This window comes from Mesorhizobium sp. B2-4-17, from assembly GCF_006441275.1.
Taxonomy (GTDB): domain Bacteria; phylum Pseudomonadota; class Alphaproteobacteria; order Rhizobiales; family Rhizobiaceae; genus Mesorhizobium.
On the sequence record NZ_VFUX01000010.1, the window covers coordinates 127,515 to 152,037 of the forward strand.

Here is a 24,523-nt window from a genome sequence, read left to right on the forward strand (position 1 = left end):
GCTGGCACGCCTAGCTACCGCTGGTGGTGCCTGTGATAGCGCCTGTGGTGGTAATACCGGTGCGGGTAGTAGTACCGGCGCGGGTAGTAGTATCGGTGGTAATACCTGTGCCGGTAGCCGAAGTACGGCCGGTAAGGCTGGTAGTACGGATCGCCGTAATACGGACCGTAATACGGGTTGTAATACGGGCGGTAGGCGAAGGGCATCCCTCCGAAGCCACCAAAATAGCCGCCGAAGGGTGGGAAGAGAAATTGTGCCTTGGTCGGTGACGTCACAGCGGCTGTGGCAGCAAGCGCGAGCACGGATGAGAGTATCAGTTTTCTCACGGTTACCTCCATTAGTTCGGTCTTGAATAACGCGGATTCTGGCGCCTCGTTCCGCAATCCGTCCCGGCCGCTGCGGCCTGAGATTCGAGACCGCCTTCCCAAGCAGGGCAATTTCGTGCGGATTTCCCAGCACCGCGCCGACCGCAATCCTCGGCGGCGTCTCGTCTGCCGGTAAGTTCCAAACACAAAGCCCGCCCCGGCTTGGCCGGGACGGGCTTTGCTCGTTCACAGTCCGGTGAATGAGCACTCGACGGGCACAAACCTTGTTCGAACGAAATAGTTCCTGCCTGTTCAGCCAATTGGCCTCTGGATAGAGCGCTGATACGGCGAAGGCGCAACACTGGCGCACAATCGCAATCGTCAAAGCATCGCGCCCTGAGCAGCAACGATTGCCCGGACGCGAACGACAAAGTCGCCCCTCGCCTCTTCAGCCGCGATCTGAGACTTCTGGCTGGCGAAGATCGGCGCGTAGATCGTATCTCGGCCATAAGCTTCGCCACTGTCACGCGGCCGGCCCAAGCCGGTCCGGCATCGAACCGCGAGCCGGCTAATCAATGCTTTCACCGACGGCCTTTCGGCCCAGCTCTTGCCAACCGGATTAGCTGGTCCGTTGGCTGCTGCCTCGTTCGCGCCCCTCCGCCAGATTATAGCCGCAAAGCTGCCCGATGGCTGCCAGGCCTGTTGATCGCCACGAAGAAAGGTTCTGTCATGCGCTTGGTCTGGACGGTCATGTTTGCGCTCGCGAGCACTGCCGCTTTCGCGGCGTCGCCCGAGGACGACTATATCACCGCGCGCGACAAGGCGATCGCGGCCATCACCGAGCTGAACAATTCGAATGCACCCGTGGAAACCCTCGATGCCGCCGATGCCAAGGCGCGGGCCGACCTCGAAGGGCGCCTGTCCGCCCTTCTCGGCCCCTTGACGGTCAAGGATTTCCCGACAAACGGCACCATCAATCTGGAAAGCCTGAGTGACTCCGATGTCGGATACGGCATGCTCGACGGGCTGCGATATACCCAGGGCGACGATGGCCCGACCCTCGTGGCCACGACGCGGGGGCTGCTGGATCGCTGGCTCCAGGCCCGGGCCGCCGAGACCGACGAGGGCCTCAAATTGCCCACCAGCGTCGATGAGGCGCTGAAGCTCGATGCCTTCTACACCCAGGCGATCAACAGCGACGCCGCCTTCATGGGAACGCTCGACTTTCCGCTGAAAAAGCCCGAAGGCGCCGACATCGCCATGGCGCGGCTCGGCGGCTGGACGCAGGATGTCGGGCCGATCCACGAACAGCAGGTCGTCGTCACACTCGTCAAGGGCAACAGCGTCATGATCGCTTCGGCGCCCGCCACGCCACCTGTTCCCAGGATCCCGGCCTGCGAGGCCTTGTGGACGTCCGCGGACGAAGCCGCCCAGAAACTGGCCGCCCAGGCTTCCGAGACCAAGGACGAGAAGCTCTATGACACCGCCAATGCCGCCTGGGAAAAAGGCGACGGCGACTATCGCAAATGCATGGGCGACAAGCTGCCCAGCGACCCAGCCTTCCCCGCGCTGCTCACCCAGGCGCAGACGCTTGCCGACCACATGGCGGGCAAGTAGGACGAGCGCTGGCGGCGAAGCTGCCGATCTCCCGCCAAGTGGGGGAGATGGCCGGCAGGCCAGAGGGGGGCGCAGTCCCGCCGACATCTCATAGCATTGGATTGCTCTAATCCTTCGAAGGACGCGCACCGCTCGGCCCGGCGAATGAGCGAGGCTGAGTTCCTTCGCGCCCCCCTCTGCCCTGCCGGGCATCTCCCCCACAAGTGGGGAGATCGGCAGTTCCAACGCGGCGCCCACCTTATCCTTTGTCACCTTCGCACCACGTCACGATATTGTCGGGCGCGCTGGCCCTGTTGAACGTGGTTGCCAGCGCAATTGAAAATGGTTGAAGGATGATCCCGGAACGTGCATGGCGCGGTGGGCAGAACGACTATGTGGGAATCTTGAAATGACGACGGATACCAAAGCGACGGAAACCAGGGCGTTCGAGGCTGATGTTTCGCGGCTTCTGCACATGATGGTGCACTCGGTCTATTCCGATAAGGACGTCTTCCTGCGCGAATTGATTTCCAACGCCGCCGACGCCTGCGAGAAGCTGCGCTTCGAGGCCGTCAGCCATCCCGAATTGCTGGCCGACGATCCCAAGCCGCGCATCTCGATCTCGGCCGATCCGGACAACAAACGGATCGTTGTCGAGGACAACGGCATCGGCATGAGCCGCGACGACATGGCCGAGGCGCTGGGCACCATCGCCCGCTCGGGCACGCGCGCCTTCATCGAGCGCGTCGGTTCCGGCACCGAGGACACGCAGCTCATCGGCCAGTTCGGCGTCGGCTTCTACTCCGCCTTCATGGTGGCCGACCGGGTCGACGTCATCAGCCGGCTGGCGGGAAGCGAGGAGGCCTGGCGCTGGTCGTCCGACGGCAAGGGTTCCTACGAGATCGCGCCGGCCCCGCTTGAAGCAGCACCCAAGCGCGGCACCCGCGTCATGCTGCATCTCGTGGACGATGCCGTATCCTACACCGGGTCCTACCGGCTCGAGCAACTGGCCAAGTCGCAGTCGGGCCATGTGCCGGTGCCGATCACGCTGGTCGAAAAACCCGGCGCCGAGGCGCGCGACATCGCCGACGGCACCGCGCTCTGGGTCCGGCCGAAGACCGAGATCAAGCCCGAGGAATACACCGACTTCTACCGCGGCGTCGCCGGCCAGTATGACGAGCCGGCCGCCACCATCCATTTCCGCGCCGAAGGCCGACAGGAATACTCGGTGCTCGCCTTCGTGCCCGGCTCGCGCCCGTTCGACCTCTTCGACCAGGACCGCAAGGGCCGCATGAAGCTCTATGTGCGCCGCGTTTTCATCACCGACGACGCCGACCTTCTGCCGCGCTACCTGCGCTTCGTGCGCGGACTGGTCGATTCCGCCGACCTGCCGCTCAACGTCTCGCGCGAGATGATCCAGGAAAGCCCGCTGCTCGCCGCGATCCGCAAGGGCCTCACCAACCGCGTGCTCGGCGACCTCGCCAAGCTGGCGGAGAATGAAGTCGAGGCCTATGCCAAGATCTGGGACAATTTCGGCGTCGTCCTCAAGGAAGGGCTTTACGAGGATTACGAGCGGCGCGAGCAATTGCTGAAGCTTGCCCGCTTCCGCTCGACCGCATCGGGCGAAGGCTGGCGCGGCCTCGCCGACTATGTCGCCGCGATGAAGGAAGGCCAGAAGGCGATCTTCTTCATGGCCGGCGACGATCGCGCCCGGCTCGAAGCCTCGCCGCAGCTCGAAGGCTTCAAGGCGCGCGGCATCGAGGTTCTGCTGCTCACCGACCCGGTCGACAGTTTCTGGGTGACGATGGCGCCGGAATTCGACGGCAAGCCGTTCAAGTCAGTGACGCAGGGCGTGGCCGAGCTCTCCGACATTCCCTTGCTCGACGAGGCCAGGAAGCCCGACATGGCGGCGACGCCTGAGGTCGATGGCTTCCTGGCTTTCGTCAAGACGGCGCTCGGCGACGCCGTCTCGGACGTCAAGGCCTCCGACCGCCTGACCGAAAGTGCGGTCTGCCTCGTAGCGCCGGAACACGGTCCCGACCGGCAGTTCGAGCGGCTGATGAACGCCGCCGGCCGCCTCGACAAGGCCGCCAGACCCATTCTCGAGATCAACCCCCGGCACGACCGCGTGCTGGCGCTGGCCAGCCTCGGCGACGACGAGCAGGCCTTCAAGGACGATGCGGCCCACCTTCTCTACGACGAGGCGCGCGTGCTTGACGGCGACAAGCCGGCGGACGCCAGGGCGTTTTCAGAGCGCCTCGCCCGGCTGATCGAGCGCGGCATCTCGAAGGGCTGAGGGGCGCTTCATGGCCTGAACAGGATAAAGCCCGGGCGCCGCCAAGCGCCCAGGCTTTTGATCTCGATCATCCCGGTTCAGTTCTTGCCGACGCCGGCGGCGGCCTGCTCGATGAGCTTGGCGACAGATGCGGGATCGGAGACGTAGACCGCGTGGCTACCGGGCACTTCCACCGTTGTCGCGCCAGCCCTATTTGCCATCTGGCGCTGTGCCGGCGGCGGGATCATATGGTCGTCGGTGGCGACGAGATACCAGCTCGGCTTCACCCTCCAGGCCGGCTTGGTGACCTTGCCTTCGAGTGCGGCCACGGCCCACGGCACCTGCGAGTCCGCCATGAAGGAGGCGAGCGAGGGACGCACGTCGGCGGCGAACGAGGCGGCGAACTTGGCCTTGTCGAGCATCAGGAAGCCGTCGACGGGCGGCAGGATCGGCGGCACGGCGGCGCCGGGAGGCGGGTTGGCGATCAGGGTCGAGACCGACTCGCCGACATCGGCCGCGAAGGCCGCGATGTAGACGACGGCCGAAACCTTGGGATCGGTGCCGGCTTCCGACACCACGACGCCGCCATAGGAGTGGCCGACCAGGATGACATTGCTTGGGGCGGCGGCGATGGCGCGCTTGGTGAAAGCGACGTCGTCGGCGAGCGAGGTGGTCGGGTTCTGGACGATGGTGACGTCGTAGCCGTCCTTCTTGAGCTGGTGATAGACCCCTTCCCAGCCGGAGCCATCGACGAAGCCGCCATGGACGAGGACGACGGAATTTGCTGCGGTGTTGGACATTTGAGTTCTCCTTTTCAAATCGCTGTTTGCGTTGGTTGCAGGAGGACTATGCGCCGGGGCCGCCGCGCCCGCTTTGAGGCGGCATTCAGGACCTCTTGATTTTCCCTTGAGAGGGCTTTGATTTTGCGGCCATGACACGTCTACAGTGTCCAGGTCAGCTTTTCCGCCTCATCTGGAGCCAGCAATTTGCCGTATCTTTTCGAGGATTTCGCTCTGGACGGCGACCGGCGCGAACTGCGTAGGGGCAACGAGCTGGTCCCGGTCGAGCCGCAGGTGTTCGACCTCTTGCAATATCTGATCCGCAACCGCGAGCGGGTGGTCAGCAAGGACGATCTGGTCGATGCGGTCTGGCAGGGGCGCATCGTCTCCGACGCCACGCTGGCCAGCCGCGTCAATGCCGCCCGCAGCGCCCTTCAGGACAATGGCGAGCAGCAGCGCCTCGTCCGCACCATCCTGCGCCGGGGCTTTCGTTTCGTCGGCACCGTGCGCGAGGAAGCCGGCGCCGAGGCGGCGGCGCCGGTGGAGAAACCGAAGCCCGACCTCGGCATTCCGGCCCGCCCCTCCATCGCCGTTCTGCCTTTCGTGAACATGAGCGGCGACGCGGATCAGGACTATTTTGCCGACGGCATGGTCGAGGACATCATCACCGGCCTGTCGCGCATCCGCTGGCTGTTCGTCATCGCGCGGAATTCGAGCTTCACCTACAAGGGCCGCGCGGTGGACGTGAAGCAGGTCGGGCGTGAGCTCGGCGTGCGCTATGTGCTGGAAGGCTCGGTGCGCAAGGTCGGCAGCCGCGTGCGCATCACCGGCCAGCTGATCGACGCCGAGGATGGCAGCCATCTGTGGGCCGAACGCTACGACCGCGAACTGACCGACGTATTCGCGCTGCAGGACGAGATCACCGTCAGCGTGGTCGCGGCCATAGAGCCCAATCTGCGCCGGGCCGAGATCGAGCGCGTCAAGCGCCAGCGCCCCGACAGTCTCGACGCCTACGACCTTTTTCTGCGCGCCCTGCCCGACGTCTACACCTTCATGCCGCAGGGCGCCGCCAAGGGCCTGCCGCTGCTTGACCAGGCGCTGGCCATCGAGCCGAATTATGCGCTTGTCCATGGCTTTGCCGCCTGGGCGCATCAAACCCTTTTCATCCGCGGCGGCATGATGGCCGGGCACCGCGAGAAGGCGTCGCGCCACGCCCATGCGGCGATCGAGCACGGCTCGGGCGACGCCATGGCGCTGGCCCTGGCCGGCTTTACTATCGGCCTGGTCGAGCACGACCGCAGGCTGGCCGACGAGGCGTTCGCGCAGGCCCTGTCGCTCAGCGCCTCCTGCGCCTTCGTCTATGCCTTCGGCTGCGTGCCGGTGGCCTATGGCGGCGACGCGGCCCGCGCCATCGACTGGTGCGAGCAGGCGATGCGGCTCTCCCCGCTCGACGCCATGAGCTGCGTGCCGCAAGGCATTATCGGCTTCGGCAATTTTCTGTCCGGCCGGCATGAACAGGCCGTCGCGGCCGGCCGGCGGGCGGTGGAGCTGAACCCCGGTTTCAGCATCCTGCACGGCTGGCTGGCCGCGCCGCTGGCGAGGCTCGGGCGGATCGAGGAGGCAAGAGCGTCGGCCGCGCGGCTCCTGGCGCTCGACCCGCATTTCACCATCGGCCGCTGGGCCGCCGCCGTCGGGCTTGCGCCTGGCATAATCGACGACGTCACCGATGCCCTGCGCGTGGCCGGCCTGCCGGCGTAGAAGGCGATCTGCCGCCGACAGGTTCGGCGTCCAGCCGGCAACACGCGGATATCCACTGGCTCAATCGCCGACTGTAGACATCGGGCCGCCAATCACCCAATCTTGGCCCGGGAACAAAACAGGCGCTTCAAAGAAAGCGCGGACGTCCGGGTGCTCATGAAACGACGATGGACATTGTATGATCCGCGGCTAGCGTGGATGCTGGTCGCGCCGGTGCTCCTGCTGCTGATCTTCTTCCTGGTGCTGCCGATCGCCGTGATGGCGGCCTACACCTTCTTCACCTTCGTCACCGCCGGCGTGGAAACCAGCGCGTTGACGACCGCGAACTGGCACGAATTCCTGACCGACAGCTATTATTCGGGCTTCCTTCTGAAGACGCTGCGGGTCGGCGCGATCACCGCGCTGCTCTGCGGGGTGCTCGGCTATTTTCCCGCCTATTTCATCTGGGCGACGACCTTCAAGCACAAATGGCTGCTCTTGCTTCTGCTCATCGTGCCGTTCTGGATCAGCTTCACCATCCGCACCTTTTCCTGGATCAACATCCTGGGCGAACAGGGCGTCATCAACGTCGCGCTGCTGAAGCTCGGCATCATCAACGAGCCGCTGCCGATGCTCTACAATGAGGGCGCGGTCATCCTGGGCATGCTGCACTTCTTGCTGCCCTACATGATCCTCAACGTCTATGTCAGCCTCGAAGGCATCGACCGCACGCTGATTTCGGCGGCCCGCTCGATGGGCTGCACCAGCGCGCAGGCGTTCCGCGAGGTCACACTTCCGCTGTCGCTGCCGGGCCTGGCGGCGGGCCTGCTGCTCTGCTTCGTGCTGGCCGCCGGCAGCTATGTGACGCCGCAGCTGCTCGGCTCCGGCCGCGACGCGCTGTTCGGCAATTTGATCTACGACACCATCATGGGCGAGCTGAACTGGCCGATGGGCGCCACGCTTTCGATCGTGCTGTTCGTCGTGCTCGGCTTCTTCGCCGCCGTTTACACCCGCTACATGGGCATGTCACAGATCGTCAAAGGGCTTGGCGGATGAGAGGGACACGGCGCAAGCAGGAAGGCAGATGGGCCTGGCGGCTGACCGGCTTCGTCACGGTCTGCGTCTACATCTTCATGTTCGCGCCGATCGTGGCGACGGTGGTCCTGTCGTTCAACGCCTCGATGTTCGGCGGCTTCCCGATGACCGGGTTTTCCCTGCAATGGTACAGCAAGCTGATGGCCAATGAGGCCGTGCTGGCCGCCTTCCGCACCTCGCTATGGATCGCGCTGGTCACCGCCATGGTCACTACCGCCGTCGGCGTCGTCACCGCCTTCGCGCTGGTGCGCTTCGAATTCCCCGGCAAGCAGGCGCTGAGCACGCTGGTGATCCTGCCGGCGCTGGTGCCGGAGACCATTCTCGGCGTCGGGCTCCTGGTGCTGATCAAGGCGATCGACCAGCCGAGGACCATGCTTCTGCTGGTGCTCGGCCATATCCTGCTCGCCGTGCCCTATGTGGTGCTGATTACCCAGGCGCGCATGGTCGGCATAAGGCGCGTCTATGAGGAGGCCGCACTTTCGCTTGGCGCCTCACGGCTTTCATCCTTCCGCGAAATCACGCTGCCGCTGCTCATCCCGGCCGTGGTGGGGGGCGCCCTGCTCGCCTTCACCATCTCCTTCGACAACACCTCGGCCAGCCTGTTCTGGCGGCCGGCGGGCGTCGAAACCATGCCCACCCAGATCCTGTCGATGCTCAAGATCTCGATCAGCCCGGAGATCAACGCGCTCGGCACCGTGATGATCCTGGTGACCGTCGGCATCCCGCTGCTCGGCGGCCTGATCCTGCAGAGCCTGACAAGATTGAAAAGACGTGGCGAACCAAAGGAGGAGATGAAATGAAACTCACCAACAGCAAGCGGCTGGAACGGCTGCAAGACCGGTACATGAACGGCGGTGTCAGCCGCCGCACCTTCCTGACCCTGACCGCTGCCGCGGCGGCCGCGGCGGGCCTCGACATGCCATGGATGCGGCAGGCGCTCGCGGCCGTCGAACAGGTCCGCTTCGACGGCTGGGGCGGCACGGTGCAGGACGCGATCGACAAATATGCCTTCCAGCCCTACACCGCCAAGACCAAGATCAAGGTGGTCCAGGGCACGTTCGGCGACGAGGACGAAATCATCACCAAGATCAAGACCGCCAAGCCCGGCGACTACCAGGTCATCCATTCCTCTGGCGTCAACTACTACATCAAATACGTCAACGGCGGCCTGACCTCGGAGATCAACGAGGCCAACATTCCCAACATGGTGAATGTGCTGCAGCCGATGATCGAGCCGTTCCGCAAGCTGACGCCGAAGCTGTCGGCGGTGCCTTACGACTACGGCACGACAGGCATCGCCTACAACACCAAGGTGATTTCGCCGGAGGAAGCCAAGCAAAAGGGCGCGGCACTGCTGCTCGACAAGAAGTATGCCGGCAAGGTCGGCGGCTATGACGACATGACCACGCGCGTCTGGTACGCGGCGCTCGCCACCGGCCAGGGCCCCAATAACATCAAGGACATGGACACGATCTGGGCCAAGGTGCGCGAGACGCGCGACCTTGCCAAGAAGTTCTGGAGTTCCGGCGCCGAGCTGATGGACCTGCTTTCCAAGGGCGAGATCGTGGTGACCGACGCCTGGTCGGGCCGCGTCGCCGCACTCCAGGACCAGGGCCATCCGATCGGCTATCTCGATCCGGCTGGCTCCTATGCCTGGATGGAGGACATGCTGATCCTGAAGGGCTCGCCGATGGCCGAATGCGAGGAGCTGATCAACTTCATGCTCGACCCGGCGACCTCGATCGCCGTGGCCGAGGGCCAGAGCTATCCGCCGTCGCTCGACCCGACCAAGGTCAAGCTGACCGAGAAGATCGAGAAGCTGCCGGCTTTCGACAAGACCGGCACGATGAAGGCACTGACCTTCGCCGATCCGGTCTACTGGGCGACCAACGAGGACGCCTGGACCAAGCAGTGGAACAGGATCTCCAAAGGTGCCTGACAGCCAGAACCTGACCGAAGCACCCCGGCCGGAAGCGGCCGGGGTGGCCAAAGCCGGCGCGGCGAGACCCGCCCCGGTCGGCGCCGAGGCGAACAGCCCGGCGGTCGAATTCCGCAACATCGACATCGCCTATGGCAAGTTCGTCGCCGTGCGCGATTTCTCGTTGTCGATCCGCAAGGGCAGCTTCGTCACCCTGCTCGGGCCTTCGGGCTGCGGCAAGACGACGATCCTGCGCTCCATCGCCGGCCTGGTCGACATTTCGGGCGGCCAGATCATGATCGGCGGGCGGCGCGTCGACGACGTGCCGATCTACAAGCGCAACATCGGCTTGGTCTTCCAGAGCTACGCGCTGTTCCCGCACAAGACCGTGTTCGACAATGTCGCCTTCGGCCTGAAGTACCGCAACGTGCCGAAGCCCGAAATCAAGCGCAGGGTTGGCAAGGCTTTGGACATGGTGCGGTTGCCGGGCAGCGAGAAGAAACTGCCGTCGCAACTGTCGGGCGGCCAGCAGCAGCGCATCGCGCTTGCCCGCGCCATCGTCTTCGAGCCGCAGGTGCTTTTGCTGGACGAGCCGCTGTCGGCGCTCGACGCCAACATGCGCGAGGAGATGCGCGTCGAGATCAAGAAGATCCAGAAGGAAACCGGCATCACCGCCATCTTCGTCACCCACGACCAGGAAGAAGCGCTCTCCATGTCGGATCGCATCGTGGTGATGAACGCCGGCTCGGCCGAGCAGATCGGCACGCCGGAAGAAGTCTATGAGCGGCCCGCCACCGCCTTCGTCGCCGATTTCCTCGGCAAGGCCAACATGCTTGCCGGCATGGTGAGCGGATCCGGCCAGGCAACATCGGTGGTGCTTGCCAGCGGTCAGACGATCAACGTGGCCTGCCCGAGGACGCTTGCCCAGGGCAGCAAGGTCACCGTGGTCGTGCGGCCGCAGAAACTGTCGGTCGGCGAGGCGGCGAGCGCCAACCGTCTGTCCGGCCGTGTCGTTTCGGCCTCGTATCTTGGCGGCAGCGCCATCTACGAGGTCGATATCGGCACCAAGGCCAACATCCGCGCCAATGCGCCGATCAGTGGCCGCGTGCTTCGCGAAGGCGAGGCAATCGACCTCGGCTTCGACCCCGAGGGCTGCGTCCTGCTCGACGGGGACGGCCGGCGGATTTCGTGATGCAGCGTCATGCGGCTATCTGCGTTGCGGATCAACGCAACGCCTTGGCATGGCGTCCGGCGACCTTCGCCGCTGAAATCGAGCCTTCCAGCGATTCCCCGTGCTAAAGGAACTGTTTGAGCCCGGTTTCGGTTGTCTCCTGTGCGCCGTTCCACGGAGGCAGTTGAAGAGCGAAGATGACACATGAACCCGGCGAAAAGACAACGCGGTTCCTTTCGCAAGATCCTGAGCGGCATCGTTGCCACCATCGCCGCCGCCCCTGACCGCCCAGCGGAGCGCGGCATGAGCACCGCCACGCCGTCAATGGTCGCCGAATGGCCGCTGCCGCCGTCGGCAACGCTTGGCTCCTCCTTGCGCCTGAAGGGGATCGAACGCGAAATCCGCGCCAGGCTGCCTTGGACGGTGAGGAAATTCGCCAAGGCCGAGACGGGCCGCATCGTGTTGCGCATGCCGCAAGCCGATGCGGATGCGTTCCAGGCCGCATCGGCGATCATCTCCGACACGCTGGAGGGGATCGAAGCCCTGGCCGTGCTTCCGCGAGAGGCGGAGGACATTCTCGCCATCTCTGCGCGCGAGCGCCACAAATGGCTGAAGGATGGCCGCCTGAAGAGCATCGGCACGCGCACCGTGAAGATGCGCGGGCGATCCAGGAAGGTAACCTTCCATGTCTTCGACCCACGGCACATCGAGGACATTCTCGATCGTGACCTTGCGGCCACCTGGCGGGAGGACGATGCGCGGGAAGTGTCCGAAAACAGACGGCGCGGGGCCGGCAAGGCGGCGCTCACTCGTGCAGGCAAGCGGACGGACAAGGCTCGCAAGACCAGAAATCCGGCAAAGGACGATGCTCCAGCGCCACGGCTCGAAGGCTGGGACGCGTTCGAGGCGGAAGGATTGCTCCGCTAAGGGGCTGCTCTCAGCCGCTTTGGCCCGCGAGACCGAACGCCGAAATCCGGGGCACTGTCGGGAACGACCCTGGTCGTTCGTCCTATGGGTGCCAGGCGCAACGATCGAACCCGACCGATTACCCATCCGGAGCCTTTCCAATGACCCCCACCATCACCGCCTTTGCACGATCCCCGACCGCGGCAGCGGACAGGCACGCGACATGCGCGTTCGCTGGGCACTGGAGGAAGTGGGCCAGCCCTACGACGTTCGCCTCGTGTCGTTCCGCGCGATGAAGGAGCCTGCGCTCCAACCTTTCGGGCAGATTCCGACCTATGAGCAAGGTGATCTCGCGCTGTTCGACTCTGGCGCGATCGTGTTTCATATCGCCGCGCGCCATGCGGGCCTGCTGCCCGATGACGCGAATGCCCGAGCCCGCGCGGTCATGTGGATGTTTGCCGCCGTCAGCACGATGGAGCCGGCGATCGTCGAACGGGAAGTCGCCGTGCTCGTTGAGGGCAAGGAGAGCTGGCACGAGCAGCGCCTGCCCATGGTCGAGGATCGTATTCGCGGTCGCCTCGGCGAACTCTCCGACCGGCTCGGCGATGCCGAGTGGCTCGACGGTGCCTTCAGCGCCGGCGACCTTCTGATGATAATGGTGCTGCGCCGGTTGAAGCGGTCGGGCTTGCTGGACGAACACCCAAACCTCGCCGCCTATGTCGCGCGCGGCGAAGCGCGGCCCGCCTTCCAGCGCGCCTTCGCCGCCCAGCTGGCGGTTTTCACCGCCGCATCGAGCGACGGATGAGGTCAGGCGAACATTGCCGCCGCCGGCGGCGGGTCGCGGTCGTCAGGCAGCGGAACGGGAGCGTATCCGACATAACGGGCGCTCAAGCGTGCCTGCCCTTTCGAACGTGACCGCAGTGTCTCCTCCAATTCGAACGTGGTTGCCAGCGGCACCATGGCGTTGATGACAATGGCGACATCGCGGGTTTCCTCTTCCCGGATCTGGCCACGGCGGCTTTTCAATTCGCCGATGATGCTCACGACAAAGTCCGCCGGCGTCACCACTTCGACCTTCATGATCGGCTCCAGCAGTTTTACGCCGAGATGCGGAGCGGCTTCGCGAATGCAGGCGCGACCGGCGATTTCGAAAGCAAGGGGCTCGATATCGTGCCAGGCGGCATCCACCAGGGTCGCCTTGACACCGATCATCGGAAAGCCCGCAAACGGCCCCGCCGAGAGGACGCTGCGCAGCCCTTTTTCGACCCCTGCAATACAATCGTTCGGAACCGCAGAGCCGACGATGCTGGACGCGAGCGCGAAGTCCGGTTCATACGCGTTCGGCTCGAACATGATCCTGACGCGGGCGAACTGACCCACGCCACCGGACTGCTTGTTGTGGGTGTAGTTCTGCCGGTGGCTGCGGGTAATCGTCTCGCGATAGGCCACCTGCGGAGAGCCGATATTCACATTGATTTTGAACTCCCCGCGCACGCGGTCGATGATGTTGTCGAGCTCAAGTTTACCCATGAAGGCGATGATCGTCTGGCCCGATTCCTCATCCCGCTTGACGTTGAACCAGGGATCCTCGTCCGCCAGCTTCGACAAGGCGATATACAGTTTCTCCTGATCGGCTTTCGACTTTGGCTCGATTGCGATTTGCAGCAAAGGCCATGGCGCGGCGGGCGTTTCCATGACGATATGATCGCAGTTTGGCCAGATGTCTGCAACGGGAGAGGAAAGGCGCCGCCGTCTCCCTTCTCACCTTCTCAGAGCCCGGCGCCTCCTGCGAATAAGGCAGGTGCGCTTACGGATATTTCATCTGACTTGCGCCTGCCGAACTTGTATCGCCCTGCAACTCCTTTGGCAGGGGACGGCTCGAGCATTGCAGGTGCACATTGCGGGCGAACAGTTTTCGCTGCTTCTGCTCATGCTCCTTGACGGCTGCTATGAGCCCCAATCCATACGGGCCGAGTGCTGCGAATTCCCAACCCGGGTGCTGTTTTTCGCGAAGCTCGTAGTCTGAAGCCGCCGCCCGGGCCTGCTGGCATGCCGGCGATGCCCATTTCTGGTCCTGCGGCGAAAGCGACGCTCCATAGTCGACCGGAGAGGTCGCGCATCCAGCTAATGTCGCGGCCAATGCGGACATTGCAAGTCTCACCGCAATTCCATCCGGAAGCCCCTTCCCGACCATTGTGGAGAGTACACGGAACTCTTGCCCCACAAGGAGATCGCTCTGATAGGGCAGCCCGGGACGCGGTTGCACCAGGCCGGCGCATACAATCGCGAGCCGGGTGGCTGCGATCGGTCGCCCCTAGCTCCGCAGTCCCGGCGCTTCCTGCCCCGTCCTCTCCACATATTCCGTATAACCGCCGCCATAGGTGTGGATACCTTCCGGGGTCAGTTCCAGCACGCGGTTGGAGAGTGCCGCCAGGAAATGCCGGTCGTGCGAGACGAACAGCATGGTGCCTTCATACTGTGACAGCGCCTCGATCAGCATCTGCTTGGTGGTAATGTCCAGATGGTTGGTCGGCTCGTCGAGCACCAGCAGGTTGGGCGGGTCGAACAGCATCAGCGCCATCACCAGCCGCGCCTTCTCGCCGCCCGACAGCACCCGGCACTTCTTCTCGATCTCGTCGCCGGAAAAGCCGAAGCAGCCGGCGAGTGCGCGAAGCGACGCCTGGCCGGCCTGCGGGAAATTGTCCTCCAGCGTCTGGAACACGGTGCGCTCGCCGTCGAGCAGTTCCATGGCGTGCTGGGCGAAATAGCCCATTTTCACGCTCGGCCCCCGCGCCACCGTGCCGGTATCGGGATCGGAAGCGCCGGCCACCAGCTTGAGCAGCGTCGACTTGCCCGCCCCGTTGACGCCCATGATGCACCAGCGCTCGCGGCGGCGGACCTGGAAGTCGAGCCCCTCATAGATGGTGCGGCTGCCATAGGCCTTGTGGACGTTCTTCAAGGTCACGACATCCTCGCCGCAGCGCGGCGCCGGCTGGAACTCGAAATTCACCACCTGGCGGCGCTTGGGCGGCTCGACGCGGTCGATCTTGTCGAGCTTCTTCACCCGGCTCTGCACCTGCGCGGCATGCGAGGCGCGCGCCTTGAAGCGCTCGATGAAGGCGATCTCCTTGGCCAGCATTGCCTGCTGGCGCTCGAACTGCGCCTGCTGCTGCTTGTCGGCGATCGCCCGCTGCTGCTGGTAGAACTCATAGTTGCCCGAGTAGGCGGTAAGCGAACCGGCATCGATCTCGACGATCTTGTTGACGATGCGGTTCATGAACTCGCGGTCGTGCGAGGTCATCAACAGCGCGCCGTCATAGCCCTTCAGGAACTGCTCCAGCCAGATCAGGCTTTCGAGGTCCAGATGGTTGGACGGCTCGTCGAGCAGCATGACGTCGGGCCGCATCAACAGGATGCGGGCCAGCGCCACGCGCATCTTCCAACCGCCCGACAGCTTGCCGACATCGCCGTCCATCATCTCCTGGCTGAAGCCGAGGCCATCGAGAACCTCCCGCGCGCGTCCGTCGAGCGCATAGCCGTCGAGTTCCTCGAAACGGTGCTGCGCCTCGCCATATTTCTCGATGATCTCGTCCATCCGATCGGCCTGGTCGGGATCGGCCATGGCGGCCTCGAGTTCCGCCATCTCGGCCGCCACGTCACTCACCGGCCCGGCGCCGTTCATCACTTCGGTGACCGCGCTGTGGCCCGCCATGTCGCCGACATCCTGGCTGAAATAGCCAATGGTGACACCGCGATCGACCTGCACCTGGCCCTCGTCCGGCTGCTCCTGGCCGGTGATCATGCGAAACAGCGTCGTCTTGCCGGCGCCGTTAGGACCGACAAGCCCGACCTTCTCGCCTTTCTGCAAGGCTGCCGAGGCTTCAATGAAGACGATCTGTCGGCCGTTCTGCTTGCCGATGCTTTCAAGTCTGATCATGGGTGGTCCGGGAAGCTCAAGCGGATTGGAGGATTTGCCCGCGCCCTTACGCGAATGACAGTGCGGGGGGAAGAGGCAGAAGCGCCGCAGATAGCCGATCTTCCCCTTGCGGGGAGATGGCCGGCAGGCCAGAGCGGGGGCGCTGTCCCGCCGCCCCTCTGGCCGTCGGCATGTGCGGAAGCGTTAGTAACTATGGCAACGCCTACGAAGTTAGTGATCCTTCGCGCCCCCCTCTGCCCTGCCGGGCATCTCCCCACAAGGGGGGAGATTGGCAGCTTCAGCCTCCCGGAAACATTCCGGAAACAAGATTCAACACTTCAGAAAAACTGAGGAAAACATCAGCAGGCATATGCAGCGCGCGGCAACCGAACAGCGGTCGCCACATCAACGCGAAGGGATGGTCCCAATAATGCAACGACGTTCGACCGAATGGATGGGTGCCGTAGCCGGCATTTCTCTCGCCATGCTTGCGGTCGCACAGTCGGGCGCGGAAGCGGCGGTTACCCGGAGCGAATATTGCAGCCGGCTCGGTCTTCAACTCGACGGAGCCATCCGGACCAAAGCCGCCCCCGGTGCCAATGCGAGCCGGATCGCCCAGGCAACGGCCCTCCAGGACAGAGCGAACCGGTTCTGTACCGAGCGCAAGCAGGCGCAAGGCATCCGGACCTACGCCAACGCCTTGAAGCTTCTGGGCGTGACGCCGGTAGACCTCGACCAGTGACGGCAACCTTGACTTCCTCCCGGAAAAAGCCGCCACCCGCAGAAGCCCGCAAAAACAATCACTTACGGCAATTGTACGATTCAGACCGTGAAACACACAGCGTCACCTCCGGGGCGGTGCTTGCCGTTCAAGACATCACCACGGCGGTCCCCTTGCCGGTGGCAGGAAAGCCATCAGCATGAATCGGGTGTCGGCGCGCAGCGCACCATGCGAGCATCGATCCATCACGAGGATCGGCCATGCTCACGCTTCACGATTATCTGCCGTCGCAAAATGGCTGGAAAGTCCGGGCCCTGCTTGGGCTGCTGAAGATCCCTCACCACACGCGCATCGTCTCGATTTTCGAGGGCGAGAGCCATACCGACGCGTTCCTGGCGCTCAACCCGGCCGGTGCGGTTCCCGTGCTTCAGCTCGAGGATGGCAGCGCCATCGCCGAATCCAATGCGATCCTCACCTACCTTGCCGAAGGCACGCCCCTGCTGCCTGATGACCGTTACCGGCAGGCGAAGGTCATGCAGTGGCTGTTCTTCGAACAGTACAATGTCGAGCCCGTCATCGGCTCGCTGCGCTTCTGGACCCTGACCGGACGACTTGAGCGCAACCTGGCCATGGTGGCCGGCAAGCGCGAAGCCGGAGCACGAACGCTCGCCGCCCTGAACCGCAGCCTTGGCGAGACGCGCTTCCTCACCGGAAACGATCTCACCATCGCCGACATCGCCGTCTATGCCTACAGCCACCGCGCCGAGGATTGCGGATTCCATCTCCCGGACTATCCGGCATTCCCCGCGTGCGCGAAGCAATCGGCCCCGGCTATCCCGTCCACCCCTATGGCATCGACCCACATTCCGGAGCCTGAGGGCTCTACTTCTTGCCCTGTGGGTGGATCGTCTCGCCACGCTTCAGCATCGCGACGAAAGTCTCGATCTTCTTCCTGCGGCCGGCCTCTGTCTTCATGTTGTGGGTGCGGAAGGCGAGCGCGAAGCGGTTTTGCGCGCTGAGTTTTTCAAACATCGCCCTTGCCTCGGGTTCGGCATCGATCGCCGCCTGCAGATCGTCGGGGATCTTCATCTCCTTGCCGCTGCCATAGGCGCGCGCCCAGCGCCCGTCGGCCTTGGCCGCCTCGACCTGCTTGAGCCCATGCTCGGTCATGCGGCCCTCCTCGACCAGCCGCGCGACATTGTCGATGTTGATCTTGCTCCAGATGCTCTTCCTGCCGCGCGGCGTGTAGCGCTGCAGGAAGCTGTGCTCGTCGAGTCCCTTGCGCACCGCGTCGATCCAGCCGAAGCACAGCGCGACGTCGATGGCCTCCTTGGGCGTTATCGACTTCAGCCCCGATCCCACCTTGTGCACCTTGATCCACACTTCGGTTTCCGTCGCGTGATGCTGGCCGAGCCAGGCATGGAAACTCGCGGCATCCGGAAATTCCCGGACCTTGCCGGGATCGACCTTGACCGGCGCCATCAGGCGGCCTGCCTGTTCGGTGTTGGCGTCACTGTGATCTTGCCTCCGGCATCATGCGATTTCCGGCATTATTGCATGTTTCACTGTCAGCTTTCGTCAGCAGCGGGACACGCTGCCGCGAAGCAACGGAACGCACCAACCGCCGTCGCGTTGCGGCAAGAGTGCAACGCCCAAGGAGATCGCCATGGCAATACAAACCATTTTTGCCCATGTCAGTTGCTCCGACCTGAAGGCCAGCATCGGCTGGTATGAAAAGCTCTTCGGCAAGGCGCCGCTGCGCCAGCCGATGCCGGGGCTGGCCGAATGGCAATTCACCGAAAGCGCCGAGGTGCAGCTCTTCGAGGACAAGGACAAGGCCGGCACCTCGACGCTGACGCTCGGCGTGCTGCCGCTGGCGCCCGAAAGGCAGAGGCTGGTGGAGGCGGGCCTCGAACCCGGCCCGATCGAAGAAGCCGACGATTTCTGGATCATGCGCATGCGCGATCCCGACGGGAACCTGGTGGTGTTCGCGAGCGCACTGCGGGACTAGAGCAATTCCAAGAAAAGTGCGTAGCGGTTTTCCGTCCGTAAAAACAAAGAGTTAGAGCGGGTCAACGATTCTATCGCTGAACCGCTCCAGGAATGCCGGAATGCCGCTGGGCATATCCCTCCCGCCTCGAAGGGCAAGATGCCTATGCCGGTGGCGGCGCTGCCGGCGTCAATCCGTGGCGACGCATGATCTCCATCATCTTGGCCTTGTCCGGCGGTCCGCCGGCGGCAGCGTTGAGCAGGCCGAAGGCCTCGCGGAAATAATCCGGACCGATCGCCGCTGGGGTGATGACGCACAGCGCCTTCGCATCCGTGGTGCCGTTATTGTCGAAGCGGTGAACCGCGCCGCGTGGAATGCACAGTGCCTCCCCTGGCCCAACCTCGATCGGCCTGCCGTTCACGGTCCAGGTCAGCATGCCGTCGATGCCGTAGATCGTCTCCTCGTAGTGATCGTGGCTGTGCGCCGGCGCGGGCAAGCGCTGTGCGCCGGGCACCATCAGTTCGAAAGTGGCGACGCTGCCGTTCGAACTCTCGCCCGACACCAGGAAACGAACCGACAATCCCTTGGTACCGATGGTCTCGTCGGCTGGATTGACCTGAAGGTCCATGGCTGGCATTGCGCAAACTCCTCCGGTAAACTACATTTACTAGCAATCAGTAAACTCAATTTACCAAGCGGTCAATGGCCACATCCACTGAAGTTCTGCAGACCAAGACCGATGATCTTTTGATCGGCGCCCTGCTGCGCGTGTCGGCCCAGGCGATCCAGCGCCGGCTGATCAAGGAGCTCAACGCCGCCGGCTTCGACGAGTTGCGCCTGCCGCACATGGCGGTGCTGCAATTCCCCGGCCCCGACGGCGCGCGGCCCGGCACCATTGCCGAGCGTGCCGGCATGAGCAAGCAGGCCATCAACCAGCTGCTCAGCAGTCTTGAAGCCTATGGCTATCTCGTCCGCTCCGACGGCGAAGGCGGCGCGCGCGTCGTGCGGTCCACCGAACGCGGCCATGCCGCCTTCTGGAAAATGGTCGATATATTGCGCGACATCGAGGAGGAGTGGTGCACCGAACTCGGGCCGGAGCGCTTTGCCCAGCTCAAGGCGCTGCTGTTCGTCGTCTGGGACAGCCCGCTGGTGCGCTGAACGAGCGGCGCGCATCGACAAGGCACTCGGTTCCGCGCGTTGCCGTTCCGCGCCGTTGCGCTTCACCATCGACATGCATCGGGTGGCTGTCGCCCGGCCTATTGCAATTGCGGCTTCTTCAGGAAGCTGCCGCGGTCGGCGGATTTGACGCGCAGCCAGGTCTCGCGGCCATCGCGCACGACGCGCATCGGGATCTCCGCACCCGCCGAGCCGCTGTCCCACAGCTTGCGATAGAAATCAGCGAGCCCGTCGACCGCGCCGTCGCGCACCTCGGAAATGACATCGCCTTCCCGCAGGCCGGCCTTGGCGGCCGGGCCGCCCTCGGTCACGCTCATCACCACCACCTTGCCGTCGCTTTCGGCCGACAGCGCGCCGAGCCACGGACGCGGCGGCTTGGCCACCTGGCCGCGCGTCAGCAGGTCGTCGAGGATGGGCGGCAACAGGTCGATCGGCACCACCATGTTGATGTCGGCGACCTCGCCGGCGCGGCTCATCTGCAGGCGCAGCGAGCCTATGCCGAGCAGCGTGCCGTCGGCGCCAAACAGCGGCGCGCCGCCCCAGGAGGGGTGCGCGGGCGCGATGAAGATCGCCTCGTCGAGCAGATACTCCCAATAGCCGGCGAATTCCTGCTTGGTGACGATCCTGGCCTCCACCGCCCGGCCGATGCCGTCGGCAAGCACGACCGCGTCGCCGATCCTGGCCTTGCCGGCATCGCCCAGCGCAACCGCCGGCAGGCCGACCGGCGCCAGCGCCTGGACAAGGCCAAAGCCCGATTCCTGATCATAGGCCAGGGCGTGCGCGGGGATGACGCGGCCATCATGCGAGGTCAGCCAGACCTCCTCGGCCTCGGTGATAAGGTAGCCGATGGTCAGCACCAGCCCGTCATCCCTGATGACGACGCCGCTGCCTTCCCGCAGCGTGCCCAGCGCGCCGGCCGTGAAGGCATCCTCCGGCACGGTGGCCCGCACGGCGACGACGGAGCGCGGATTGGGATTGATGGTCATGCTTTTGTCCTGCGATGCAAATGCCCTGGCGGCTTCTCCTATAGGTATGCCTCGGGGGGCATGGTGCAAGGGGAGAAGGGAAGAAGCCCCAGCGCCACATCAACAATAGTTCAACACAAGTTGAACTTCCACCTCGCCAACCCTAGTTGTACAGCGACCTATTCATTCCTCCCCACCGCCCGAGGCTCGACATGACCGATTACACCCCGCCGAAAGTATGGACCTGGAACAAGGCAAATGGCGGCGCCTTTGCCAGCATCAACCGACCGATCGCCGGGCCGACGCATGACAAGGAACTGCCCATCGGCAAGCACCCGCTGCAGCTCTATTCGCTGGCGACGCCGAATGGCGTGAAGGTGACCATCATGCTGGAGGAGCTTCTGGCCCGCGGCCACCGGGGCGCCGAATACGACGCCTGGCTTATCCGCATCAACGATGGCGACCAGTTCGGCAGCGGCTTCGTGGAGGTCAATCCCAACTCCAAGATCCCCGCTTTGATGGACCGCAGCGGCGCCACTCCGGTGCGGGTCTTCGAATCCGGTTCCATCCTGCTTTATCTCGCCGAGAAATTCGGCGAATTCCTGCCTGCCGAGCAGCCGGCCCGCGCGGAAGTGCTGTCCTGGCTGTTCTGGCAGATGGGCTCGGCGCCGTATCTGGGCGGCGGCTTCGGCCATTTCTATGCCTACGCGCCGGAGAAGATCGAATATGCTATCGACCGCTTCTCGATGGAGGTGAAACGTCAGCTCGACGTGCTCGACCGGCGGCTGGCCGAGGTGGAATATCTCGGCGGCAAGGATTACACCATCGCCGATATGGCGGTCTGGCCTTGGTATGGCGGACTGGCGCTCGGTCGGCAGTATAATGATTCCGCCACTTTCCTGTCGGTGCAGGATTACAAGAACGTGCAGCGCTGGGCGAAGGCGATCGATGCACGTCCGGCGGTCAAGCGCGGCCGCATGGTCAACCGCGCCTTCGGCGAACCGGCCATGCAGCTGCACGAGCGCCACGATGCCAGCGATTTCGAAACCAGGACGCAGGACAGACTGGCGGCGGAGTGAGCTGAACGGACGACGCGCCGGCCTCCCCGTGCGGGAGGTCAGCCGCTTCAACCCACAGCTCTCTGCTCGACGGCCGATATCCATAGCCGGTCGATGTCGGCAAGAACCGTCTCGTCGATCTCGTCGAGATGGTTCCAGTACATGCCGTCCTCATAGAAATAGCCGAGATCCTTCTCGACCTGTTCGGCCTTTTCGGCCTGGTCGAGTTGAATGGTTCCCAGAATTTCCGCTTTCATTTCGGCGATCCGCGCCGGCGACAGGCCGCCGAGCTGGTCAAAGGCGAGGCTGGGAAAGACCAGCCGGCTGCGCGGCAGGTCGGACAGGTTGATGCACAGGCAGTCGTGCTTCAGGGCCTGGACAAGCAGGCGCGCCGACTTGGCCTCGAGGTTGCGCAGGGTAACGTCATCGCGCAAAGGGTCGGCACGGCCGATGCCATAGAAATGCGTCTTGCCCGGCTGGTCGTAGATCATGTCGCAGCCCAGGAATGCCAGCACATCCGGCTTCTGGCTGTGAATGGTCCAATAGGCTGCCGTCAGCGCCATCGTGGCGCCGGCATAGACGAAGCCACCGAAGGCGTTCTGGGCCGGGACATACTGCGTGGCGCTGAATATCTGAGCCTGCCGCAAGGTCGCGTCGTGAGGCAGGCGGTTCGGCGGGAAATCACCGGCATGGACGAGGAAATCCCAGTCGGGGCGCACGCGCCAGGCATTGTTGATGGCGACGATCCGGCTGAAGGCCTGCTTCGGCCAGGGCTCGCAACGCACCGCGTCGGGCGCGCTGCCAAGCAGAAGGATAATGCGGGCGCCCTCGCGAACATTCATCTCGGCTGGCTGGATGGTCATCGAAGGGCTTTCAGGTCTCAGCCGAGCGACAGGTCGCGCCTGCCATCGTCTGCCGCCTCGGGCGCAGCTGGCGCGGGAAGTTTCGCACGAGCGCAACCATGCACCTTGGCGGGCCGCTTTGCCAGCCCGGCCACGCGGCTGGTACAGACGATCCATGCCCACCCAAGGCCTGGTTCAACAAGCCTGTTTCAAAAGGGATTCAAAAAGGAAAGCCCGTCACAGGACCGTGACGGGCTTTTCCAAGGCGGGCCTGCGATGCAACTCAGTGCAGAACCTCGACGATCTGACGCGTGTCGGGATCGACCAGCACGGTCTGGTCATTGATGACCGCGACGCGGTACTTGACGTTCGGCACCTCGCGCAGCTCAACCCTGTCCGGTACCGGCGAGCCGAGCTTAAGTTCGATGCCCAAAAGGTTCACCGACGCCAACGGCTCCTTCTTGACGTATTCGCGTACGACTGTCTCCTGTTCCGGCTGCAGGACAACGGTTTCGGCCAGGGCCGCACCAACGCCGCCCATCAGAATGATCGCAGCAGCCGCACTTGAAAGATAATACTTCATAACAACCTCCTTGTCGGGATATCTGAAAGCCACCCTGCAAGGAAACTCCATCGCCGCTCCGAAGTTCCATCCGCAATTTTGGAACAAATGTGGCTATCGCAAGATCACAAGATGGCTTCTATTGATAGCATCAGCGAATATGCTTAAAATTCGCATCTAAATTTCGTGGATTACAGATACGGAACAATCGGAGATGGAACACAAGGTTCCCTTCCCGGAACAGCACAGCCGTGCTGCGTCGATGCTGAACCCGCTGTCCTGCCTTAGCAACAGCTAACGTGGAGCGTGCGGTGTCGTTCCAGGTGCCACAACCCTGTGCACAAAAAAAAAGGCCCGCCCTGCCGGGAGCAGGACGAGCCGTCAATAACCGGCGGAGGTGGCAACCTCACCGGTCGCATCGGGAAACGCCCGCTTCGGCTTATGGTTCCACCGACAGGCGGCGTGGCCTGCCGGTGTGATGCAACCACGTCGTCCTAATTCCCCCGAAGGAGGCAATGTGGCCCCCGACCTTGCGTGATTTTTCCCGCTGATGTCTGTCGTCATCGCGCTGATGGTGCCCTTGCAGGGATTTGCGGGCGCACTGGCCGAATGGATGGTGGATGAGGTAGGGCTGCGCTTACAGCCAGCTCGGCAAGATCGCCGTGCCGACCGGCGCCATCTCGGCCACGGTCCAGGCCGAGCCCGGGCGTCAGAACGAGACACCGTCCCGATGTAATGGCGGGACTGCGTCGATCGAATCCTGGCTCCTTACGGCATCTTGTGCGCGCCTATGGATCAGCCCCACGACGAGCACGAAATATCCGACCTGCAGGACAACCAGGGTCACCACCGTCCAGGTGAGCGCCTTCCAGAAGGAACCGGTGGCCATATAGGTCCAGACCGCGACAAGGATGGTCGTCGCCGACATCCCCACGAGAAACCGCCCAACATACATCGACGCCCAAATCGCCGAACATTCCAATTCGGCCGATTCCCCTGCCCGAATTCCCGATACCCGCGCCCAACGTTTCATTATTTTAGCAGCTACGCAAGTATGTGACCGGCCCGGTAGTGGGTCAGTTTGAAATCCAGCCTTTGAAGTGGCGCATGGCAGTGCCATATTCCTGGCATGAACCCCAAAATACAGATCAAGGCTTGGATCGTCCCCGTTTGGACCGAGAATGAGCCACCCATGGCTTTTTGCTGGATCGCGGGATATGGCGCCCCAATCGAGGCGCAAGAGGCAGTAAGGCGAAAAATAGGGGAAGCCAACATTGGCAGCCCGTCCCCCGTATCAAATCCCACCGCTGACAAGTTGGGGGTCCAGCCAGGCGAGGTTTGGTTACTATGACCGGTAAGCACCCAAAGCGCCCGCGCGATGCCAATCAGTTGGCGAAATCGATAGTAGATCTCGTTACGGGCGATACCGCCGAACCTGTCGATGACGGCAAAGACCCGGCGGCTGTCGGAAATTTCAAACTGACCCACTACGACCGGCCCCTATAGGATCG

Annotated in this window: 23 protein-coding genes and 3 pseudogenes; 14 read left to right on the forward strand and 12 right to left on the reverse strand. The window is 63.7% G+C overall.

Annotation, left to right across the window (positions count from 1 at the left end; translation table 11 throughout):
• Positions 1 to 14: 14 nt before the first annotated feature.
• On the reverse strand, positions 15 to 326 hold the full coding sequence (locus FJ548_RS10365; protein WP_181168752.1) for a hypothetical protein: 312 nt from the start codon (positions 324 to 326) through the stop codon (positions 15 to 17).
• A 708-nt stretch (positions 327 to 1,034) separates the two neighbouring features.
• Here FJ548_RS10365 and FJ548_RS10370 point away from each other — a divergent pair.
• Together FJ548_RS10370 and htpG are read left to right on the forward strand one after the other, a co-directional pair.
• Complete coding sequence (locus tag FJ548_RS10370) at positions 1,035 to 1,922, forward strand: hypothetical protein (RefSeq protein ID WP_140777818.1); 888 nt, start codon at positions 1,035 to 1,037, stop codon at positions 1,920 to 1,922.
• A gap of 388 nt (positions 1,923 to 2,310) precedes the next feature.
• Positions 2,311 to 4,197, forward strand: coding sequence for a molecular chaperone HtpG (gene htpG, locus FJ548_RS10380; protein ID WP_140777819.1), 1,887 nt, complete (start codon positions 2,311 to 2,313; stop codon positions 4,195 to 4,197).
• A 77-nt stretch (positions 4,198 to 4,274) separates the two neighbouring features.
• Here the strand turns inward: htpG and FJ548_RS10385 are convergent, their stop codons facing one another.
• The gene (locus FJ548_RS10385) at positions 4,275 to 4,976 is read right to left on the reverse strand and encodes an alpha/beta hydrolase (protein ID WP_140777820.1); all 702 of its coding nucleotides are present in this window, start codon (positions 4,974 to 4,976) and stop codon (positions 4,275 to 4,277) included.
• A 186-nt stretch (positions 4,977 to 5,162) separates the two neighbouring features.
• Here FJ548_RS10385 and FJ548_RS10390 point away from each other — a divergent pair, with 186 nt between their 5' ends.
• From FJ548_RS10390 to FJ548_RS10420, 7 genes and pseudogenes are all read left to right on the forward strand, one after another.
• Positions 5,163 to 6,713, forward strand: coding sequence for a winged helix-turn-helix domain-containing tetratricopeptide repeat protein (locus FJ548_RS10390; protein ID WP_140777821.1), 1,551 nt, complete (start codon positions 5,163 to 5,165; stop codon positions 6,711 to 6,713).
• A 156-nt stretch (positions 6,714 to 6,869) separates the two neighbouring features.
• Entirely contained in the window at positions 6,870 to 7,748 is an 879-nt protein-coding gene (locus FJ548_RS10395; RefSeq protein ID WP_140741370.1) for an ABC transporter permease, read from the forward strand.
• Positions 7,745 to 8,587 (forward strand): ABC transporter permease, encoded by an 843-nt coding sequence (locus tag FJ548_RS10400; RefSeq protein WP_140777822.1) that lies wholly within the window; start codon positions 7,745 to 7,747, stop codon positions 8,585 to 8,587. Before FJ548_RS10395 ends, FJ548_RS10400 begins: the two co-directional genes overlap by 4 nt.
• Entirely contained in the window at positions 8,584 to 9,726 is a 1,143-nt protein-coding gene (locus tag FJ548_RS10405) for an ABC transporter substrate-binding protein (protein ID WP_140777823.1), read from the forward strand. The genes FJ548_RS10400 and FJ548_RS10405 overlap by 4 nt, the downstream gene beginning before the upstream one ends.
• Positions 9,719 to 10,897 carry an ABC transporter ATP-binding protein gene (locus tag FJ548_RS10410; protein WP_181168753.1) on the forward strand — a complete coding sequence of 393 codons (1,179 nt, stop codon included), beginning with the start codon at positions 9,719 to 9,721 and terminating at the stop codon, positions 10,895 to 10,897. Before FJ548_RS10405 ends, FJ548_RS10410 begins: the two co-directional genes overlap by 8 nt.
• Positions 10,898 to 11,080: 183 nt before the next feature.
• Positions 11,081 to 11,803: a hypothetical protein gene (locus FJ548_RS10415; protein WP_140777824.1), complete on the forward strand. Its 723-nt coding sequence runs from the start codon at positions 11,081 to 11,083 to the stop codon at positions 11,801 to 11,803.
• A gap of 140 nt (positions 11,804 to 11,943) precedes the next feature.
• Positions 11,944 to 12,587: pseudogene (locus FJ548_RS10420) on the forward strand (glutathione S-transferase family protein).
• Between the two features lie 2 nt (positions 12,588 to 12,589).
• Here FJ548_RS10420 and fusA read toward each other — a convergent pair.
• The 3 genes and pseudogenes from fusA to FJ548_RS10435 form a co-directional block, all read right to left on the reverse strand.
• A pseudogene (fusA, locus tag FJ548_RS10425) lies at positions 12,590 to 13,483 on the reverse strand (elongation factor G); the annotation flags it as partial.
• A gap of 106 nt (positions 13,484 to 13,589) precedes the next feature.
• On the reverse strand, positions 13,590 to 13,931 hold the full coding sequence (locus FJ548_RS10430) for a hypothetical protein (protein WP_246678610.1): 342 nt from the start codon (positions 13,929 to 13,931) through the stop codon (positions 13,590 to 13,592).
• Positions 13,932 to 14,096: 165 nt separating this feature from the next.
• Positions 14,097 to 15,719 carry an ABC-F family ATP-binding cassette domain-containing protein gene (locus FJ548_RS10435; RefSeq protein ID WP_140777826.1) on the reverse strand — a complete coding sequence of 541 codons (1,623 nt, stop codon included), beginning with the start codon at positions 15,717 to 15,719 and terminating at the stop codon, positions 14,097 to 14,099.
• Between the two features lie 409 nt (positions 15,720 to 16,128).
• Between FJ548_RS10435 and FJ548_RS10440 the strand changes: the two genes are divergently transcribed.
• Positions 16,129 to 16,440 (forward strand): hypothetical protein, encoded by a 312-nt coding sequence (locus FJ548_RS10440; RefSeq protein ID WP_181165689.1) that lies wholly within the window; start codon positions 16,129 to 16,131, stop codon positions 16,438 to 16,440.
• Positions 16,441 to 16,679: 239 nt separating this feature from the next.
• Positions 16,680 to 17,296: pseudogene (locus tag FJ548_RS10445) on the forward strand (glutathione S-transferase family protein).
• A 5-nt stretch (positions 17,297 to 17,301) separates the two neighbouring features.
• Here FJ548_RS10445 and FJ548_RS10450 read toward each other — a convergent pair.
• Entirely contained in the window at positions 17,302 to 17,901 is a 600-nt protein-coding gene (locus tag FJ548_RS10450) for a YdeI family protein (RefSeq protein WP_140611433.1), read from the reverse strand.
• A 184-nt stretch (positions 17,902 to 18,085) separates the two neighbouring features.
• Between FJ548_RS10450 and FJ548_RS10455 the strand changes: the two genes are divergently transcribed.
• Positions 18,086 to 18,430, forward strand: a complete 345-nt coding sequence (locus tag FJ548_RS10455; RefSeq protein ID WP_140611431.1) for a VOC family protein — start codon at positions 18,086 to 18,088, stop codon at positions 18,428 to 18,430.
• 142 nt (positions 18,431 to 18,572) lie between these two features.
• On the opposite strand, the gene FJ548_RS10460 is transcribed toward FJ548_RS10455, so the two are convergent.
• Positions 18,573 to 19,046, reverse strand: a complete 474-nt coding sequence (locus FJ548_RS10460) for a cupin domain-containing protein (protein WP_140611429.1) — start codon at positions 19,044 to 19,046, stop codon at positions 18,573 to 18,575.
• Between the two features lie 65 nt (positions 19,047 to 19,111).
• On the opposite strand from FJ548_RS10460, the gene FJ548_RS10465 reads away from it, so the two are divergent.
• Positions 19,112 to 19,567 (forward strand): MarR family winged helix-turn-helix transcriptional regulator, encoded by a 456-nt coding sequence (locus FJ548_RS10465; RefSeq protein ID WP_140611427.1) that lies wholly within the window; start codon positions 19,112 to 19,114, stop codon positions 19,565 to 19,567.
• Between the two features lie 98 nt (positions 19,568 to 19,665).
• Here the strand turns inward: FJ548_RS10465 and FJ548_RS10470 are convergent, their stop codons facing one another.
• The gene (locus FJ548_RS10470; protein WP_140611425.1) at positions 19,666 to 20,571 is read right to left on the reverse strand and encodes a S1C family serine protease; all 906 of its coding nucleotides are present in this window, start codon (positions 20,569 to 20,571) and stop codon (positions 19,666 to 19,668) included.
• Between the two features lie 191 nt (positions 20,572 to 20,762).
• Here FJ548_RS10470 and yghU point away from each other — a divergent pair, with 191 nt between their 5' ends.
• Complete coding sequence (yghU, locus tag FJ548_RS10475; protein ID WP_140611423.1) at positions 20,763 to 21,629, forward strand: glutathione-dependent disulfide-bond oxidoreductase; 867 nt, start codon at positions 20,763 to 20,765, stop codon at positions 21,627 to 21,629.
• 47 nt (positions 21,630 to 21,676) lie between these two features.
• Here yghU and FJ548_RS10480 read toward each other — a convergent pair whose 3' ends face one another.
• The 4 genes from FJ548_RS10480 to FJ548_RS29810 form a co-directional block, all read right to left on the reverse strand.
• The gene (locus FJ548_RS10480) at positions 21,677 to 22,471 is read right to left on the reverse strand and encodes a hypothetical protein (protein ID WP_246671570.1); all 795 of its coding nucleotides are present in this window, start codon (positions 22,469 to 22,471) and stop codon (positions 21,677 to 21,679) included.
• A 262-nt stretch (positions 22,472 to 22,733) separates the two neighbouring features.
• Complete coding sequence (locus tag FJ548_RS10485; protein ID WP_140611421.1) at positions 22,734 to 23,033, reverse strand: DUF1236 domain-containing protein; 300 nt, start codon at positions 23,031 to 23,033, stop codon at positions 22,734 to 22,736.
• 688 nt (positions 23,034 to 23,721) lie between these two features.
• Positions 23,722 to 23,940: an exopolysaccharide production repressor protein gene (locus FJ548_RS10490; RefSeq protein ID WP_319022913.1), complete on the reverse strand. Its 219-nt coding sequence runs from the start codon at positions 23,938 to 23,940 to the stop codon at positions 23,722 to 23,724.
• Between the two features lie 116 nt (positions 23,941 to 24,056).
• Positions 24,057 to 24,500: a hypothetical protein gene (locus FJ548_RS29810; RefSeq protein WP_181165688.1), complete on the reverse strand. Its 444-nt coding sequence runs from the start codon at positions 24,498 to 24,500 to the stop codon at positions 24,057 to 24,059.
• Positions 24,501 to 24,523: the final 23 nt, after the last annotated feature.

Bases quoted from the DNA above. Each gene is read 5' to 3' on its own strand.
- FJ548_RS10370 (WP_140777818.1), top strand. From the start codon at position 1,035: ATGCGCTTGGTCTGGACGGTCATGTTTGCGCTCGCGAGCACTGCCGCT.
- htpG (WP_140777819.1), top strand. From the start codon at position 2,311: ATGACGACGGATACCAAAGCGACGGAAACCAGGGCGTTCGAGGCTGAT.
- FJ548_RS10385 (WP_140777820.1), bottom strand. From the start codon at position 4,976: ATGTCCAACACCGCAGCAAATTCCGTCGTCCTCGTCCATGGCGGCTTC.
- FJ548_RS10395 (WP_140741370.1), top strand. From the start codon at position 6,870: ATGAAACGACGATGGACATTGTATGATCCGCGGCTAGCGTGGATGCTG.
- FJ548_RS10400 (WP_140777822.1), top strand. From the start codon at position 7,745: ATGAGAGGGACACGGCGCAAGCAGGAAGGCAGATGGGCCTGGCGGCTG.
- FJ548_RS10405 (WP_140777823.1), top strand. From the start codon at position 8,584: ATGAAACTCACCAACAGCAAGCGGCTGGAACGGCTGCAAGACCGGTAC.
- FJ548_RS10415 (WP_140777824.1), top strand. From the start codon at position 11,081: ATGAACCCGGCGAAAAGACAACGCGGTTCCTTTCGCAAGATCCTGAGC.
- FJ548_RS10430 (WP_246678610.1), bottom strand. From the start codon at position 13,931: ATGTCCGCATTGGCCGCGACATTAGCTGGATGCGCGACCTCTCCGGTC.
- FJ548_RS10435 (WP_140777826.1), bottom strand. From the start codon at position 15,719: ATGATCAGACTTGAAAGCATCGGCAAGCAGAACGGCCGACAGATCGTC.
- FJ548_RS10440 (WP_181165689.1), top strand. From the start codon at position 16,129: ATGCAACGACGTTCGACCGAATGGATGGGTGCCGTAGCCGGCATTTCT.
- FJ548_RS10450 (WP_140611433.1), bottom strand. From the start codon at position 17,901: ATGGCGCCGGTCAAGGTCGATCCCGGCAAGGTCCGGGAATTTCCGGAT.
- FJ548_RS10455 (WP_140611431.1), top strand. From the start codon at position 18,086: ATGGCAATACAAACCATTTTTGCCCATGTCAGTTGCTCCGACCTGAAG.
- FJ548_RS10460 (WP_140611429.1), bottom strand. From the start codon at position 19,046: ATGCCAGCCATGGACCTTCAGGTCAATCCAGCCGACGAGACCATCGGT.
- FJ548_RS10465 (WP_140611427.1), top strand. From the start codon at position 19,112: ATGGCCACATCCACTGAAGTTCTGCAGACCAAGACCGATGATCTTTTG.
- FJ548_RS10470 (WP_140611425.1), bottom strand. From the start codon at position 20,571: ATGACCATCAATCCCAATCCGCGCTCCGTCGTCGCCGTGCGGGCCACC.
- yghU (WP_140611423.1), top strand. From the start codon at position 20,763: ATGACCGATTACACCCCGCCGAAAGTATGGACCTGGAACAAGGCAAAT.
- FJ548_RS10480 (WP_246671570.1), bottom strand. From the start codon at position 22,471: ATGACCATCCAGCCAGCCGAGATGAATGTTCGCGAGGGCGCCCGCATT.
- FJ548_RS10485 (WP_140611421.1), bottom strand. From the start codon at position 23,033: ATGAAGTATTATCTTTCAAGTGCGGCTGCTGCGATCATTCTGATGGGC.
- FJ548_RS10490 (WP_319022913.1), bottom strand. From the start codon at position 23,940: ATGTCGGCGACGACCATCCTTGTCGCGGTCTGGACCTATATGGCCACC.